Raw genomic sequence first — 16,627 nt, 5'->3', positions numbered from 1 at the left:
CGAGTCGCGGTCGCAAATAGCTGTCGTTTCGGGGGGGTTCCGGCCGCTCCGTCACTCGGTCAGGATGGTGACCGGCCCGTCGAAGTTGAGGACGACCCGCTGTGCGGTGTCGCCGAACAGCGCCTTCCCGGTTGGCGAGCGCTGTCGACCGGCGACGTAGACGTGGTCACAGCCGCGCTCGTCGGCGACGCGAATCACCTCGTCCGCGAACTCGCCCTCGTCGGCGACGACGGTGACGGCGTCGTATTCCACGGTTCCGTCCACCGACTCGAACGCCTCGTCGGCGGCCTGCGACGCGAATCGCGTGGCGACTTCCCGCGCCGAGTTCGACTCCAGCGGCGTGTTGGCGGCGTCGCTCATCGCCTGCAACGTCTCGGCGTTCTCGACGATTTCGTCCTCGGTGATGCGCGTGAGGAGCACGAGCGGCGTGTCCGTGCCGGCCGCGATTTGCCCCGCCTCGACGAGGAGGCGCTCGTTGGAGTCCGTGCTGTCGACTACCACTAGCGATGACTGCATACCGGTGCCACGGTGCTTTAACGCATAAAACTATCCCGCGAGTCGGAACAGCGCGAGGTCGGTTCGGCGGTGCAGCGGCGGGGAGACGAACGAGCGACCCGCGCTCAGCGGTCGGCGCGGTACCGTTCGACCGCGTCCTCGTCGATTTCGACGCCCAGGCCGGGGGCCTGCGGCACGTCCACCTCGCCGCCGGTCGGGTCGAACGGGGTCCGCAGAATCTCGTCGCGGAGCGGATTCTCGCTCCGGTCGAACTCGACCATCATCGGGTCCGGGACGTGCCGCGTGTGCGGGTAGTCCGAGACCGACGCCGCGAACTGGACCGCCGCGGCGAGGCCGACCGCGCTGTTCCAGATGTGCGGCCGGACCGCCACGTTCTCCGTGCTGGCGAGGTCGGCGATGCGACTCGCCTCCGAGAGCCCGCCGCATCGCCCGAGGTTCGGCTGGACCACGTCGACCGTCCGGTCGTCCACGAGGCGCTTGAACTCGAAGCGGCCGTAGTGCGCCTCACCGGCCGCGAGGGGCACGTCGACGCCGCGTTTGACCTCGCGGTAGCCCGAGAGGTTCTCCGGCGGGACGGGTTCTTCCATCCACGTGATGTCGAACTCCTCGATGGCCTTCGCGGTGCGAATCGCCTGTCGCGGCCGGTAGTTCCCGTTGATGTCGACCATCAGCCGCGCGTCGTCGCCGAGGAGTTGGCGGGCGGTTCGAACCCGCTCCACGTCGGAGTCGGTGCCGTTGCCGATTTTTATCTTGGCCGCGGAGAATCCTTCGTCGACGGCGTCCCGAATCGGCTCGGCGATGTCGCGGTCCGCCTCGGTGAAGTACATCGTCGAGGCGTAGGCGGTGAGCGTCTCCCGCGGCGTCCCACCGAGGAGCCGGTGGATGGGCTTGCCGGTCGCCTTGCCGACGAGGTCCCACAGGGCCACGTCGATGCCGCTGAGGGCGCTCTGGACGAAGACGCTCCCGCCGAAGTGGTATGGGTCTGTGTACGACGCCTCCGCGAGGCGCCGCACGTCGAAGGGGTCCATGCCGACCACGTCGTCGCGGAAGAACTCGTCGACGACGGGCGCGATAACGCTCCCCGGGGCGAACGCCTCGCCCCAGCCGACGTCGCCGGTGTCGGTGTCGACGCGGATGAGCGTCGTCGCCCTGTCGTGGCCGAACCCGCGCGCGTCGCCGAGGCCCTCGCCCTCGGGGAGGCGGTGCGATATCGGGATGACTTCGATGTCGGTTACGTGCATGAAAAATGTACCACGGAGAGACGCATTATAGCTTGTGCAGACGGCGAACGCGGCGAGACAGACGGGACGAAGGCGGCGAGTCGCTTCGAACCGTCGACTCAGTCCTCGTCGTAGTGGAACTCGGTCCACGGCCCGTCGCGGAACGGGTAGTCGTCGAGCGCGTCGAAGTTCACTTCGATTCCCAGTCCCGGCTCGTCGGACAGCGAGAGGACGCCGTCCTCGACGGCGGGTTGGCCCTCGATGATGTCGAACGCGAGGTCGAAGGGGTACATTCCGGGGTCGGTCTCGGCGTCGAGGAGCGGGTCGTCCTCGAAGACCGGGTATTCGAGGAGCGACACCTCGGGCGCGGCCGCGACGAGGTGCGCGTTGGCGAGCAGGCCGACCCACGTCCCGAAGTTGTGCGGGACGAACTCCACGTCGCGGCCGACGCAGGACTCGACCGCGGGGCGACAGCCGGTGTAGCCGCAGTGGTGCCGAACGTCGCCCTGCAGGAAGTCGACCGCGCCCGTCTCGCCGAGCGCGACGAGGCCCTCTGGCGTCGGTTCGCTCTCGCCGCCGGCCAGCGGCGCGCCCGTCTCCGCGAGTTCGACGTAGCCCGCGTGGTCGTCGGGCGAGACGGGCTCTTCGACCCAGTAGCAGTCCCGCTCGGCGGCGAAGGTGACGAGGTCTTCGACCGTCTCGCGGTCGTAGCCGTCGCGAATCTTCCACCACGTGTGCACGTCGAGCATCACTTCCATGTCGCCCGCGACGTCGGCGAGCAGTTCGACGGTGCGGCGGTCCCCGTCGGGGCCGATGCCCGGTCGGTACTTGTAGCCGAAGAAGCCGAGGTCGCGGATGGTCGCCGCCTGTTCGGCGTACCCCTCGGGTTCCATGTACATCCCGGCGCTCGCGTACAGGGGCATCTCCGTCGTCGGGTCGGTGCCGTACTCGTCGGCGAGCAGTTCGTAGATGGGCGCGCCGACCTCCTTCCCGCGGATGTCGTACAGGGCCACGTCGAGCGCCGAGATGGCCTGATGGCGGAGCCGGTCGGGGAGGTCGGTGTCGCGGAGCATCGCGTGCGCGTCCTCGACTTCCTCGACGGTCTCGCCTTCGAGCGCGTCGGCGACCGCGCCGTTGACGACGTCCGCGAAGGTTCCCTGCGATTCGCCCTCGAAGTACTCCCGCATCGCGGAACTGCTCGCGCCGGCGGTGGCGATACCGCGGGTTCCGTCGGCCGACTCGACGACGACGAGCACCACGTCGCGTTTGAGGAGGCGACGGACGCCGCCGTGGAAGGAGCGGTCCTGCGGCGGTTCGATGGGTGACGAGAGAGCGTATCCGCTGATAGTCGCGATTCGCATACCTCTACAGAATCGGCCACCACGATAAAACTCCGCCTCGCGCGGGAGAACAAGCGGGGACAGCCGAGAGAAAACGATGGCGCGCTACTGGAAGACGTCGGACGCGAACGGGTAGAGTTCGTCGAGGGCGACGCGTTCGTTCCGCCGACCCGACTCGTAGGCCGCCATCGTGATGAGCACCGCCTTGAGGCCGTCGCGGGCGGTCGCGGGCGGCGTCTCGCCGGTCTCTATCGCGTCGAGGAACGCGGTGCCCTTGCTCAGCCACCGCTCGTAGCCGTCGTAGGGGTGGTGTTCGGTCCCCTCGTCGTCGATGACGTAGCCGGTCCGGTCGTCCCACTCGTGGCCTTCGAGGTATATCGCCCCCTCGTCGTCCCAGATGTGGACGTGCTCGCGGGTCCGCGCGACGACGCCCGTGTCGGAGACGTTCGCTATCGCGCCCTCCGCGAACTCGATGTTGATAGAGGATTGGCGGTCGAACACCTGCTCGTCGTCGTGGAAGTCGACGTAGGCGTTGACGTGGGTCGGCGTGAGACCGGTCGTCCAGAGGATGGCGTCGATGACGTGCGTGCCGACGTTCAGGAGGTGGCCGCCGCCGCTCAGTTCGGGGTTCATCCGCCAGTCGTCTTCCTTCTCGTAGTAGGACTGCCAGTCGTGGGTCACCTCACCGGTGATAAACCGCGGGACGCGGTCGCCGTCGGCCCACTCGTCGCGGGCGCGCTTGTAGGCCGGGTTGAAGTGTCGCTGGTAGCCGACCATCACGGTTTGGTCGCTCGCCTCGGCGCGGGTCGTGAGTTCGTAGGCCTCCTCGGCGTCGGTCGCGAGCGGCTTCTCGCAGAGGACGTGCAGGCCGCGGTCCAACACGGCCGAGGTCTGCTCGTAGTGCAGGCCGTTGGGCGTCGCGACGGCGACGGCGTCCATCGGGGCCGAATCGAGGAACGCCTCGAACGACCGGTAGCGGTGCGCCTCGGGAACGTCGAAGGAGTCGCCGACCTCGGCGAGGCCGTCCGGGTCCACGTCGGAGATGGCGACGAGTTCCGACCGAGGGAGTTCGACGAACTGTTGACAGAGCCGACGACCGAGGCTTCCGAGGCCGACGACTCCGACGGCGATTGGAGACGAGTCTGTCTGACGCGGCATGGGTTCGACTACAGAGATGGGGCAGATAACTGTTTTGACGGTCCTCGGGCGCTCGTGGTCGCTCGCGACCCCCCTGTCCGAAGATTTTATGCGCGAGTGCACGGTGGTTCGGGTATGCCACTCGCAGAGAGCGGTGTGCGCGAGCACCTGCGCGGCGTCGCCGCCGGGCTCCTCACCCCGTTCGACGACGACCTCGACATCGAACACGACGAACTGGCAGCGAACGCGACGACCCTCTACGACGAGGGAATCCGCACGTTCCTCGCGTCGGCGAACATCAGCGAGTATCACTCGCTGTCCCAGCAGGAACGCGTCGACGTGACGGAGACGGCCGTCGATGCGCTCCCGTCCGACGTGTGCGTCCTCGCCGGCGTCGGCGGGAGCACGGCGGGCGCGCGGGAACTCATCGAAGCCTACGACCGCATCGGCGTCGACGGGATGATGATAATGCCGCCGGACCACACGTACGTCCACGAGCGCGGGCTGCTTCGCTACTACGAAAAGCTCGCCGAAGCCTCGTCGGCCCCGCTGGTGCCGTACGTCAAGGGGTTCGACCCGTCAATCGGCTACCTCCGCGACCTCGCGGGGCTCGACGGCGTGGTCGGCATCAAGTACGCCATCGAAGACGCCGTGAAACTCGGCGCGGCCGCCAGCGCCACCGGCGACGACGTGGTCTGGGTGGACGGCCTCGCCGAACCCTTCGCCGTCTCGTTCTGGAACGAGGGCATCGAGGGATTCTCGGCGGGCGTGAGCAACTTCCGGCCGGAGGTCGGGCTCGAACTCTTCGACGCACTCACCGAAGAGAACTGGGAGCGCGCCCGCGAGCTTCGGAACATCTGTCTGCCCTACCAGAGCTTCCGCGACCAGACTGGACAGAACAACACCCTCGATGGCGCTATCAGCGTCCCGGCGGTGAAGAAAGGCCTCGAACTGGCCGGCCTGCACGGCGGGGGAGTCCGCGAGCCGATTCGCCCGCTGTCGGCCGAAGACGAGCGCCAGGCGGAGGAGCTGTACGACCATCTCGACGACGACATCGAGCGCCTCATCGACTGAACGAGACTCACAGAAGACGCCGACCGACGAGGTCGAGCCGCGCGGTGTCGGCACGGTGAGTGACGACTGAATCGGGAGGTTCGCCGACGACGCAGTCGGACGGAGCGTAGTCGCCCGAACCGACCGGAGCGCCGCGACTCGCGCGACCCAAATATTCATCACCCGAGACGCGGGGTATGTTGGCATGCGCGAGTTCGAAGCGACCGCCGAGGCGACTCGACCGCCGACGTGGGCGCACAAACAGCGAGCACTGTTCGACCTGACGGCCGACGCGGTCGACCGGTTCGTCGACGACTACACCGGCCCCGACGGGGAGCCGTTCTGGCCGCCGGACGACCACGTGGGCGTCGACGGCTTCGACGACGTGGTCGAGGGGTTCTACAACTGGCCGCTCGTGTACGCGATGGGCGGCGACGAACGCCTGCTCGACCACGCCCGTCGCGTGTACGAGTCCGCGTTGGAACGCGGCGCGGCGACGGAGACGCCGTTCGGCCATCCGATGGTCGTCGACGAGTTCGAACAGTGTCGCGACTGGTTCCACCTCGGGGAGGGCAACCTCTACACGTACAACATGGGCCTCGCCGCGCCCGACGACGACGCGGTCGTCGACCGAGCGACGAAGTTCGCCGACCTCTACACCGCCGACTCGGAGACGGGGAACTACGACGCCGAAAATCGGGTAGTCCGCGGGCCGATGAACGGGAGCATGGGCCCGGAGTTCTGCGACTTCTCCGCCTACGAACACCACCCCTACGGCGCGGACTATCGCTGGGCCAGACACGGCCTCCCGTGGCGGGATTTAGAGTTCGACGAGGCCGCGGACCTCCTCGACCGGGCGAACGAAGAGCGCCTGTTCGAGGTGCTGAACGAGCGCTGCGCGAAGGGCGATATCCCGCTGAACCTCAACATCACGAGCCTGATGACGAACGCCTATCTCCACACGGGCGACGACGACTACCGGGAGTGGGTGACCGACTACCTCGACGCGTGGCGGGAGCGGACGGCCGAAAACGGCGGCATCATCCCCGACAACGTCGGGCGCTCCGGCGAAATCGGCGAGTACACAGACGGGTCGTGGTACGGCGGCTACTACGGCTGGTCGTGGGGCGGGTGGCACTACATCGGCATCGGGCCGACGGTCGCCGCCGAGAACGCGGTCCTGCTCGAAGGCGACCGGGAGTACCTCGACTTCCCGCGGTCGCAACTCGACGTACTCATCGAAAACGGCATCGAGGTCGCCGAAGACGACGTACACAGCACCCTCCACATCCCGCACAAGTACGGCGGCGAGGGCGACTACCACTACGACGCCTCGGGCGTCCTCACGGAGGACGACGGGGAGGTGCTGTGGCGGGACGGCTGGTACGAGTTCCAGCCGCCCACGGACGACCCCTACGCGGTTCACCTCTGGTACATGTCGATGCGCGACGAGGACCGAAATCGGGTCCGTCGGCTCCGCGACTGGGGCGAACAGGACTGGCGACGCGTCGACCCGCGGGCGAAGACGAAACACGACGACGGTCACGAGTACGCGTGGCTGGCCTACCTCGACGGGGAGTTCTCGGACTACCCGGACCGAATCCTCGAAGCGACGCGCGAGCACGTCGACGAGCGACTGCGACTGTTCGACGCCGAGGGGAACGAGCCGACGACCGTGGACGAAGACTACCTCAGAGACCGAAACCCGGCGTTCCACAAGGCGCTGCTCCAACTCACCATGGGAGCGCCACAGCCAGTCTACTACGGCGGCCTCGTCATGGCTCAAGTGCGGCACTTCGACGCCCGCAGGGAGCGGCCGGGACTGCCGACGGGCGTCGCCGCGCTCGTGGAGTCGGTGACGAAACAGGGAATCGAACTGACGCTCGTCAACACCGGGGCGAGACAGGAGGAGGTCGTCGTCCAAGCGGGCGCGTACGGCGAACACCGATTTACGACGGTCGAGACCGACGGCGCGGAGCGTGGCGAGGAGGACTCCGACAGCGCAAGTGACGGCGACGAAGGGACGGGCGCGCTCCGGGTGCGGCTCCCCGCCGGAAGTCGGATGTCGATTCGCGCCGGTCTCGACCGCTTCGCGGACGACCCGAGTTACGAACACCCGTGGTCGGAAACGGCGTCGTAAGGTCCCGCGGCGGCGACGCGCGGGGTTCGGGAGAAGCGCACGAAAAATCGATATAGTAGTTCTCGTTCCCCTCGGGGGAACGACGATATTCGGGGTGTGCCGACAGACATTCAAGAGAGCGATTGGTGAGGCACGAGGCGGGCGATTCGACGTGGAAGTGACTCACGAGAGCTGGGATCGAGTCGAGAGACGTTCCCCTGTTGGGAATTATTAATCGAGAACTATTCTCGAAGCCGTCTCGGGAACGTCGAAGAGACGTTTCGGCAGTCAGATTACAACCATATAACCGTAATGCTTGTCGGCCGGGGAGACGAGGATATTCCCTCGGTACGCGGCGTTCAAAACCACAAGATTCCAGATTCTGCAGCGACAGCCCATGTGTCGACAATCGGCAGTGAGTTCCCATTAGGGGAACAGTCTGGAGCAGCGAGTGGTAGCCAATATCTCGCTCGGGAGGAGAATTTATCAACGGGGGCGAACACTATGGCGCATGCCGACACGAGTCACCGTCTGGAACGAGAACGTCCACGAACGGGAAGAACCAGAGGTCGCAGAGCGGTATCCGAAGGGAATCCACGGCACCATCGCGGAACATCTGGAGGGGCCGAACCGCGAGGTTCGGACGGCGACGTTGCAGGAGCCCGAACACGGCTTAGACGAGGAGACGCTGGACGCGACGGACGTACTGGTCTGGTGGTCCCACTGCGCCAACGACGAGGTGAAAGACGCCGTCGCGGAGCGCGTCGTCGACCGCGTCCACGAGGGGATGGGCTTCATCCCGCTGCACTCGGGCAAGAACTCGAAACCGTTCACGCGGCTGATGGGCACGACCTGCAACATCAAGTACCGCCACGGCGGCGAGCGCGAGCGCGTGTGGGTCGCAGACCCCGGCCACCCCATCGCCGACGGCCTCGACGAGCAGTTCGTCATCCCGGAGACAGAGACCTACGGCGAGCCGTACGACATCCCGGAACCCGACAGAACCGTCTTCATCTCGTGGTTCGAAGGCGGAGACGTGTTCCGCTCGGGCGTCTGCTATCGCCGCGGCCGCGGGCGAATCTTCGCCTTCCGACCGGGCCACGAGGAGTATCCCATCTTCCACCAGGACGAGGTCAAACGGGTCATCGACAACGCCGTCGAGTGGGCGACGCCGACCGAGGGCGCGTCGGCGCGGTGGGGGAAGACCGACCCGCTCGAACCCGTCGACGAGTGAGCACGAGAACGCGCGTCACGATGGGTCCGTTCCCTACAAAGGAACAAACGCGACTATTGTTGCTGAACGAGTTCGAAATCACTTCGCTGTGAGAACGGAGGCGATGTTCGAACCCAAAAGCGAGTTTCATGGCTCACACATCAGTTTTCGATATATCTTTATTATTTGGTAATTCTGCGAAAAGTGTCACAAGGGATCTACGACGTACTCGCAGTGGGATTCCACCGTGAGGCGACGGTGCGCACCGTCCATCCGCCGACTCGACCGCATCCCAGACCGAACATGGAGGCGAGACAGAGGACGACCCCGCCGGCGAGCCCGAAGAACGCGATTCTGGACGGCGGCCACGCCGCCGTCGTGCCCGCGGTCGCTGCGAACACCAACAACTCCAGAACGCCACCGAGAAGGCCGGCGCGGAGTCCGGCGGCGTCCGGGTCCGCCGAGCTGAGCGCGGCGACGGCCCCCGCGATGAACGCGCCGAATACCATCATACCGGCACCGACGGTCGACTCCGGCTCCGGCAGCCAGTTGACAACCGCGATGACGGGGAGCGAGGCTATCACCCCGATAAGTGCGGATTTCCATGCTGGAGGGAGGGTTCTGAAACGGGGGGTCGAGACCATAGTCGCGTATGTAAAATTGCTAAGGATTCATATATCTTGGCAGGGCTGGACCTCGAGATTTCGAGTTGCGAATCGGCTTCCGGGTCGCTCGTGTGACGACTCGCAGACAGCGGACCCGCCGAGCCAACGAGCCCTCGCGAACGATATTGTCTGTAATAGTATATGAACTCGTTTTACAAATTTTTCTTACAGGAGATAGTTATGTCGTCAGCACCGACGTAAGAGCTACTACCGTCCCCGGAGAACGTGTTTTATGGCAGACAGTACCGAAGTCGACGAGCTAGTCGTCACGGAGCTTTCCGACGCGGAATCCACAGCGCTCGAAGCCGGCCGCACGGAGTCGGTCGACCTAAGCGACGTGGCGGTCACGCGGGCGACGTTGGAACCGGGATGGGGAACAGAGGACGGCCACGGTGAGACAGAGCTCGACTACTGCCAGAACGCACACGACATCTACGTCGTTTCGGGGACGCTCGGCCTCGAACTGGACGACGGGACGCAGACTGAGGTTGCCGCCGGCTGCGCCGCGACCATCCCGCCGGGACACCGCGGATGGACGGTCGGCGACGAGCGACTGGTCTACCTCGAGTTCGACCCGAGCGAGTAACCGTGACTACCATATCGTCGGTCCACGTAGCCTCCCGACGAGATGTCCCGATTCGTGGCGGCCGCGTGCCAGCTAGACTCGCGAGACGACAAGGCGGCGAACGTCGAGCGGGCGCTCGGCCTCCTCGACGAGGCCGCGTCCGACGGCGCGGACTTCGTGGCGTTCCCGGAGATGACGACCTTCATCGGTCCGGAAGAGCGGTTCGCCGAGGTCGCAGAGCCGCTCGACGGACCCACCGTACGACGGTTCTCGGAGAAGGCCCGCGAACACGGCGTCTTCGTCCACACGGGGAGTTTCTTCGAACGGATTCCGGACGGCGACCGCGTCTACAACACGTCGACGCTCATCGGCCCGAGCGGCGAGGTGCTCGACACCTACCGGAAGGTCCACCTGTTCGACATCGAAATCGGCGGGAGCGTCGAACACCGCGAGTCCGACCACGTCGCCCCCGGCGACCGGGCGGTGACGGTCGACACCGACCTCGCGACGTTCGGCCTCTCTATCTGCTACGACCTCCGGTTTCCGGGGCTCTACCGAACGATGGCGCAGTCCGGCGCGAACGTCCTTCTCGTCCCCGCGGCGTTCACGATGCACACCGGAAAAGACCACTGGGAACCGCTCCTTCGCGCCCGAGCCATCGAGAACCAGGCGTACGTCATCGCGCCCGGCCAAATCGGCGACAAGCCGTCGTGGGTCGAGACCTACGGCCGCACGCTCGTCGTCGACCCGTGGGGGAACGTGATTTCGAAGGCGCAGGACCGCGAGGAAGTCGTCACGGCGACTATCGACCTGTCGCATCTGAACGACATCCGCCGCGACATGCAGACGCTCCAGCACGCGCGACCGGACGTGTACGAGCGGTCGGACGAGTGAGGAGGGGACGCGGGCGACTCGGCTCGATTAGCTCCCGCCGAGCACGCGCTTGAACAGCGTGAACGTGAGCAGGGTGAAAAACAGCCCGTTCAACATCCCCTGGCTCGCCGCGAGCACGCGCGCCGCCGGCCCGAGCGGGTTGATATCGCCGTAGCCGACCGTGCTGAAGCTGATGTAGCTGTAGTAGACGTTGTCGAAGAGGACCTCCATCGTCGTCTTGTCGACCGCGGCGGGGTCGAAGACGCTCCCCGCCTGCGTCAGAAACGGCCCGCCGAGGGCGTAACACAGCCCGAACAGCGCCGGGAGGAGGAACGTGAACGCCGCGATTCGCGGGAGGCGGTTACCGTAGCCGCAGGTGACTTGCATGAGCGTGTTCAGCCCCACGCTTGCGACCTTCTTGCCGCGGGCCCACGTGTTCAGCGAGTACTCGTTGAGGATGATGTCGAAGTTCTTCTGGCGGTTGTAGTAGTAGCGCTTGAACTCGAACTCGCGGCTCGCGGGGGTGTCACCGACGGCGTTGGCGCTGTCCTGCGCCTTCCGGTACGTTTCTTCGATGATATCGGGCGTCAGTTCCACGGCGAACTGGCCGGTCGCGCCGTTACCCACGAAGTCGTGGATGGTCCAGTCGTTGCGTTCGAGGTAGCCGTGGTGGTCGCTGAAGTCGAAGCGGTCGAACTCGGTGAGACAGAAGCGGAAGTGGTCAAGAAGCTGGTGTTCGTTGCCGTCGCCCTCCAGCGTCAGGTCGCCGATGGTCGCGCGGGTGAGGTCGTACGGCGTCGGCTCGCCGGAGCCCTGCGAAATCGTGCCGCCGGAGAGCGTCGCGTCGGTGAAGTCGAGGTAGGTGTCGCGGTCGCCGACGAGCACGCGGAAGCGCGCCGTCTCGAAGTCAGACTGCCGGAAGTCCGCCCGGTCGTGGAACGTCGTCTCCCAGAACGACGCGCTCGTGAAGTTCGCGGCCTCGAACTCCGCGCCGGCTTCGAAGGTCGCCTCGTTGAACGAGGCGTTGGCTTCGAGGTGCTGCAGTTCGCCCTCGAAGAACGCCCCGCGGAAGGTGGCGAGACCGTGGAACGCCGCGGTCTTGAAGCTCACGTCCTCTTCGAACCGCGCCTCGCCGAACCGAGCGTTCGCTTCGAACTCGACCCCCTCGAACGAGGCGTCGCACCCGAACGTCGCCTCCTCGGCGACGACGGCGTCGCGGAACTCGCTCTCGTCGAAGTTCGCCTGTCCGTCGAACGACGCCAAAGAGAGGTCGAACGCGCCGTCGACGCGGAGGCGATAGCAGTCGGTGCGGGCGGTGAACGTCGCGCGGTCGAAGTTGACCGCGCCCTTGAACACGGCGTCCTTGAAGTCCGAATAGCGGAATCGCGCGAGCTTGTAGTCCGCTTCGCCCTCGAACGTCGCGCCCTCGAACGTCACGTCGTCGTGGGTCGTCCGGCTCCCGCCGTTGAACTCGACGCCGCGGAACTCGGCCAACTGCATGAACCGGGCGTCGGCGAAGCTCGCGTCGTCGTCGAACCGCGCCTCGTCGAAGTCGGCCATCTCGTCGAAGCGGACGCCGTCGAACCGGGCGTCGCCCTCGAACTCGACGTGTTCGAAGTCCGACCCCGCGGTGAACCGCGCGCCCTCGAACGTCACGTAATTGAAAATCGCCTGTCTGAAACTCGCGTCGTCGCGGAACGTCGCGTTCGCGAAGGTGATGTTGTCGTCGAGGACGTGGCTGCTCCCACTGGTCTCGACGTTGCGGAAGCGCGCCGTGCCGTGGAACGTCGCGTCTGCGAAACTGGTGTCGCCCTGGAACACCGTCTCGTCGCAGCGGACCTCGCCGCGGAAGGTCGCCTCCGAAAAGCGAACGTCCTGTTCGAACGTCGCCTCGTTGGTCGTCACCGCGCCGGTCACGGTGACCTCCCGAGCGTCCACGTCGCCGGTGACCACCGCCTCGTCGAGTTTGAGGCGGCCGACCGTCGCCTCGCGGAGAATCAACCCCTGGTCGAGGCGGCCGTGGGTGAGGTCCAAGCCCTCGATGTCGGCGTGCTGGAAGTTGAGGACGTGGTTCGTCGCGCCGTTGATGTCCTGATAGGTGAGCGAGAGGTGCGGGAGGTCCGCGCCGACGTACTCGTTGACGCGGGTGTCGGGCGACTGGAGGTTCGCCCGGAGTTCGCCGACGATGTCGTCGCCGGTCACGTCGAGCGAGGCGCGCTCGTCGCGGCTCATGTGGAACACGCAGAACTCGCTTTCGGGGTGGGCTTCGTGCGGACACTCCCACGTCGTCTGGAGGTGGGCGTCGGTCTGGACCGACGGGTCGAACGTGTACCGGCACGACGAGGAGGACATCAGCGCCGGCGTGGACTCATTTCTCGACATGGCTGGGGAGGGGCGGACGGATGCGCCGGGGACAGCGGGCGTGGCGGGTGCGGCTGAGGGTGCAGACCCGGCGAGCGCGTTCGAACACGGGTGCGACGTTCGAACGCGGGGACAGTCGTATGTGCAACATTGTCTGGTGTTTTGATATATATCTTCGGACCGCCGACGAGGTCAGTCGAATATCTCGCGGCGCTCGGACGCCGAGAGTTCGGCGTGAATCGCGTTGGGCGAGCAGTGTTCGCACTCGCGGGCGGGGTTGGTGCTCTGCTCGAAGGTCCAAAGCGGCCAGCCGAAGAGGAAAAACGCCTCCATCTGATGGCGCTCGATGATGGCCTCGGCGGGCTTGCCGCAGTTCGGACACCACTCGTCGCCGTCGGCCGGCTCTTGGAACGTCACCTTACGGCGGCCGAACCCGGCGTTCGAGTAGGCCTCGCTTCGGGACATCTCGACGAGGTCCTCGGCGGGGTAGGGGTCGGCGTCGACCGCGTTGTCGAATCCGGTGTCGGTCTCGACGCTCGACGCGAGGTACGGCCCGACGCTGACGGTGTTGTCGTAGCCGACGAAGTGGACGGAGACTGCCGCACCTCGACCCTCGACCCGCACCTCGTGGCCGTGGCCGACGAGGTAGAGTTCCACGTCCGAGTTGACGTTCGTGAGGTCGACGTCGTGGGCCATGCCGACGGCGTAGACGCCGGTATCGGGGTCGGTCGCGCTCCCCGACTGCTTCCAGCCGAAGGTGGACACGTCGTAGTCGTCGGGGGCGGTAACGGGCGTCCCCTCGCCCGCGTAGACGTTCTCCGCCCCGGGTGCCGAGACCGCGCCGTCGGCGGCGTCGGCCGCGATGAACACGTCTTCGGCGTCGCCGAGGAGCACGTCGCCGTCGACCGACTGGACGTAGCCGTCTTCGAGGCTGCCGCGGATTTCGGTCTCGACGGCCGCGTCGCCGGCCGTCGCGTCGCCGACGGCCGCGTCGTCGGTCACCGGCGCGTGGGTGAAGACGTACTCAGCGTTCTGCACGGTGAGGTCGCCGGCGACGCTCGCGCCGCCGACGAACACGTCCGCGGGGTCGCGCAGTTCGACCGGGGGTCGTTCGGAGCCGTTGAGCGTCACGTCGCCGTCGTAGGTGGTGGCGTTTCGGGTCATCGTTGGGTAGTTCGTTCGGGAGTCATCGCTGAGCCTCTCGTTCGGGCGTCATCGTCGTCTCGGTGTACAGCGCGAGGTCGTACTCCGGGTAGGTGTGGTACGTCTCGTAGCCGCCGTCGCCGACGCGGATGGTGGTCCACGCCTCCGGGCCGAACCGATAGGCGACGGTCGCGTCGTCCGGGCCGGGGAAGGCGTCGAGCGAGCGCCCCTCCACGACCGTCCGGGCGTCGAGTCGGTCGCTCTCGAAGCTGAACTCGCGTTCCGCGCCGATGGAAAGCGGCGTCTCGTGGGTTCGTTCGTGCGGCAGCGGCTTGCACGAACACAGCTCGTGGAAGTCGAGCGCCGGCAGGCCGACGTAGTGGGACTCGCCGATGACGGTGAGGACCGCCGGTTCGCCCGCGAGCGTCGCCGGGGAGACCATCTTCACGTCCACGGTCGTCAGGTCCGGTGCGTCGGCGCTGTAGCCGAAGTACAGCTCGGTCGGTGTCTCGACCGGCGGAGACGGGTCGGAGGCGGCGGGCGGTTCGGTGGTGGAAGGTGGTTGGGAGGGCATGGGTAATCAGGTGTCGACGAGGATGTCGTAGTTCGGGTGGAAGATGGAGTTCTCGCGGACGCCGCGGTAGTGCGGGACCGCGCGCCACTCGGCGGAGCCATAGTGCTCCTCGCGGGCGCGGACGTACCGCGTCGCGCCGTCGCCGGTGAGCCGGGGGCGGTCGCCGGGCGCGAGCACGTAGAACTGCTCGACGCGCTCGGTCTCGCCGTCGTCGTCGAGGTCCTCGCGCACCCAGTAGGAGAGCTCTCGGGTGAAGCCCGCGGCCCCGACGGTGTTGACGAACGCCTTGTGGTGTTCGGGGTAGGCGTCGGGCGAGTAGCCCCACGTCACCGCGACGCCGTCCTCGGAGAGGTGCGTCCGGACGGAGCGGTAGAACTCGGTCGAGTAGAGCGTGAGCAGGTCGTCGTCGGTCGCGCCGGGCACGTCGAGCAACACGAGGTCGTACGTCTCGTTCGTCTCTTGGAGGTACCGGTAGCCGTCGGCGACCGTCGTGTTCAGCCGGTCGTACTCGTGGGCGTCGTCGTGCCAGCGGCGGAAGAAGGGGTCCGTCTTCGCGTCGCGCATGAACTCGCCGTCGAGGTCGACGTGGTCGACGGTGACGCCGTACTCCCGCAGGTGGTCGATCGCGATCCAGTCGCCGCCACCGACGACGAGCACCTTGGTCTCCGGACCGGGGTCGACCAGCGACATCGGCACGTCGACCAGCCCCCGATGGTAGCTGTCGGCCCAACTCTCGCAGAGTTGGACGGCCGCGCCGAGCCGGAGGCACTGTTCCGTCCGCCCGTCGAAGTGCGGGTTCGGGCCGGTTCCGGTCCACGTGCGGTTGTACCGGATGACGTGCTGGTAGGTGGTCGTCTCCTGCGAGGTGACCGTCGCGCGCATCGCGCCCGGCGGGTACTCGTTTTCTATCTGCTGCTCGAGGTAGAGTTGCGACAGGCGCTCGTCGGCGACGCCGTGCTTGGCGACGACGCCCGCGTAGGTCGCCGTCAAGAGGAGACAGACCACGAGGAGCGTCTTCGAGACACGCGCGGCCGAGAGCGACCGGTCGGCTCGGGCGCTGTCAGTCGCGTTCCCGCCGGGTTCGGCGCTGGCGGACGAGGTGGGGCTTGCGGACGGGGCGGCGTCGCTGAAGGGCCACCACGACCACTCGCCGAAGTGGGCGACGAAGACGAGCGCGGCGACCCCGTTGAGGAGCGCCAGCACGAATATCGTCGGGATGAGGCCGAGACCCGGGTAGAGGACGCGGGCGTAGACGACGGCACCGGCGAGGCCGCCGACGTAGTCCATCGCGAGGATGACAGACAGCCCGCTTCTGCGGCCCTCGGTCCGCTCGACGGTCCAGAGGGTGCCGACGGCGGCCACGACGAAATCGTGGATTCGCGCGCCCGCGGTTCGGAGCCACGAGGGCGTCGCCGACCCGTCGTCGTCGAGCTCGTCGAACATGCGGGTCAAAAGCGGGAGTTCGAACCCCGAGAGGAACCCGACGACGACGACGGGGAGGCGGGCGACGGTCCAGATGACCTCCGCGGGCACCGCCTGCGGGATGCGGACGCTGTTGAGACCGACGATGAGCAGGAAGCCCGCGGGCGCGGCCGCGGCCAGGAGCACCTCGGTGCGGAAGAAGTTCCCGCCGAGGGTCGCGCCGTCGAGGTCGTCCGAGAGCGCCGCGCCGATGCCGAGGCTGAAGAAGTACAGCCCGACCGTGATGACGTACTGGGTGACCGTCCCGCCGTACATCACCGTCAGCAGTTCCGAGTAGACGAACTCGTAGGCGAAGCTACAGAACGACACCACGAAGGTGAGCGTCAGGAGCGTCGCCGTGTCGGTTCGCGTGTTGGACATCGATGG

General features: G+C 66.7%; 14 protein-coding genes. 5 read left to right on the top strand and 9 right to left on the bottom strand.

Annotation, left to right across the window (positions count from 1 at the left end):
• Positions 1 to 51: 51 nt before the first annotated feature.
• From DEQ92_RS13240 to DEQ92_RS13225, 4 genes are all read right to left on the bottom strand, one after another.
• A complete protein-coding gene (locus DEQ92_RS13240; protein ID WP_008097155.1) occupies positions 52 to 501 on the bottom strand; it encodes a universal stress protein in 450 nt (149 codons plus the stop codon).
• Between the two features lie 119 nt (positions 502 to 620).
• Entirely contained in the window at positions 621 to 1,757 is a 1,137-nt protein-coding gene (locus tag DEQ92_RS13235) for a mandelate racemase/muconate lactonizing enzyme family protein (RefSeq protein ID WP_115820940.1), read from the bottom strand.
• 98 nt (positions 1,758 to 1,855) lie between these two features.
• Positions 1,856 to 3,097 (bottom strand): mandelate racemase/muconate lactonizing enzyme family protein, encoded by a 1,242-nt coding sequence (locus DEQ92_RS13230; RefSeq protein ID WP_115820939.1) that lies wholly within the window; start codon positions 3,095 to 3,097, stop codon positions 1,856 to 1,858.
• Between the two features lie 84 nt (positions 3,098 to 3,181).
• A complete protein-coding gene (locus tag DEQ92_RS13225; RefSeq protein ID WP_004971515.1) occupies positions 3,182 to 4,234 on the bottom strand; it encodes a Gfo/Idh/MocA family protein in 1,053 nt (350 codons plus the stop codon).
• A 114-nt stretch (positions 4,235 to 4,348) separates the two neighbouring features.
• On the opposite strand from DEQ92_RS13225, the gene DEQ92_RS13220 reads away from it, so the two are divergent.
• From DEQ92_RS13220 to DEQ92_RS13210, 3 genes are all read left to right on the top strand, one after another.
• Complete coding sequence (locus DEQ92_RS13220; RefSeq protein ID WP_115820938.1) at positions 4,349 to 5,287, top strand: dihydrodipicolinate synthase family protein; 939 nt, start codon at positions 4,349 to 4,351, stop codon at positions 5,285 to 5,287.
• Between the two features lie 184 nt (positions 5,288 to 5,471).
• Complete coding sequence (locus DEQ92_RS13215) at positions 5,472 to 7,406, top strand: hypothetical protein (RefSeq protein WP_004971510.1); 1,935 nt, start codon at positions 5,472 to 5,474, stop codon at positions 7,404 to 7,406.
• A 490-nt stretch (positions 7,407 to 7,896) separates the two neighbouring features.
• Complete coding sequence (locus DEQ92_RS13210) at positions 7,897 to 8,619, top strand: ThuA domain-containing protein (RefSeq protein WP_004971509.1); 723 nt, start codon at positions 7,897 to 7,899, stop codon at positions 8,617 to 8,619.
• A gap of 197 nt (positions 8,620 to 8,816) precedes the next feature.
• On the opposite strand, the gene DEQ92_RS13205 is transcribed toward DEQ92_RS13210, so the two are convergent.
• Positions 8,817 to 9,242, bottom strand: a complete 426-nt coding sequence (locus DEQ92_RS13205) for a DUF5518 domain-containing protein (RefSeq protein WP_115820937.1) — start codon at positions 9,240 to 9,242, stop codon at positions 8,817 to 8,819.
• 253 nt (positions 9,243 to 9,495) lie between these two features.
• Here DEQ92_RS13205 and DEQ92_RS13200 point away from each other — a divergent pair, with 253 nt between their 5' ends.
• Positions 9,496 to 9,849, top strand: coding sequence for a hypothetical protein (locus DEQ92_RS13200; protein ID WP_004971504.1), 354 nt, complete (start codon positions 9,496 to 9,498; stop codon positions 9,847 to 9,849).
• Positions 9,850 to 9,891: 42 nt separating this feature from the next.
• The gene (locus DEQ92_RS13195; protein WP_115820936.1) at positions 9,892 to 10,722 is read left to right on the top strand and encodes a carbon-nitrogen hydrolase family protein; all 831 of its coding nucleotides are present in this window, start codon (positions 9,892 to 9,894) and stop codon (positions 10,720 to 10,722) included.
• A gap of 27 nt (positions 10,723 to 10,749) precedes the next feature.
• Here the strand turns inward: DEQ92_RS13195 and DEQ92_RS13190 are convergent, their stop codons facing one another.
• From DEQ92_RS13190 to DEQ92_RS13170, 4 genes are all read right to left on the bottom strand, one after another.
• Positions 10,750 to 13,053, bottom strand: coding sequence for a pentapeptide repeat-containing protein (locus tag DEQ92_RS13190; RefSeq protein WP_050459990.1), 2,304 nt, complete (start codon positions 13,051 to 13,053; stop codon positions 10,750 to 10,752).
• A 201-nt stretch (positions 13,054 to 13,254) separates the two neighbouring features.
• Positions 13,255 to 14,226, bottom strand: coding sequence for a hypothetical protein (locus DEQ92_RS13180; RefSeq protein ID WP_050459991.1), 972 nt, complete (start codon positions 14,224 to 14,226; stop codon positions 13,255 to 13,257).
• Positions 14,227 to 14,248: 22 nt separating this feature from the next.
• On the bottom strand, positions 14,249 to 14,779 hold the full coding sequence (locus DEQ92_RS13175; protein ID WP_115820935.1) for a hypothetical protein: 531 nt from the start codon (positions 14,777 to 14,779) through the stop codon (positions 14,249 to 14,251).
• Positions 14,780 to 14,785: 6 nt separating this feature from the next.
• Complete coding sequence (locus tag DEQ92_RS13170) at positions 14,786 to 16,621, bottom strand: spermidine synthase (RefSeq protein WP_115820934.1); 1,836 nt, start codon at positions 16,619 to 16,621, stop codon at positions 14,786 to 14,788.
• Positions 16,622 to 16,627: the final 6 nt, after the last annotated feature.

Source organism: Haloferax sp. Atlit-6N (genome assembly GCF_003383195.1).
Taxonomy (GTDB): domain Archaea; phylum Halobacteriota; class Halobacteria; order Halobacteriales; family Haloferacaceae; genus Haloferax; species Haloferax gibbonsii.
Note: the sequence above shows the minus strand (reverse complement) of the source record. Positions and strands in the feature narration are given on the sequence as shown.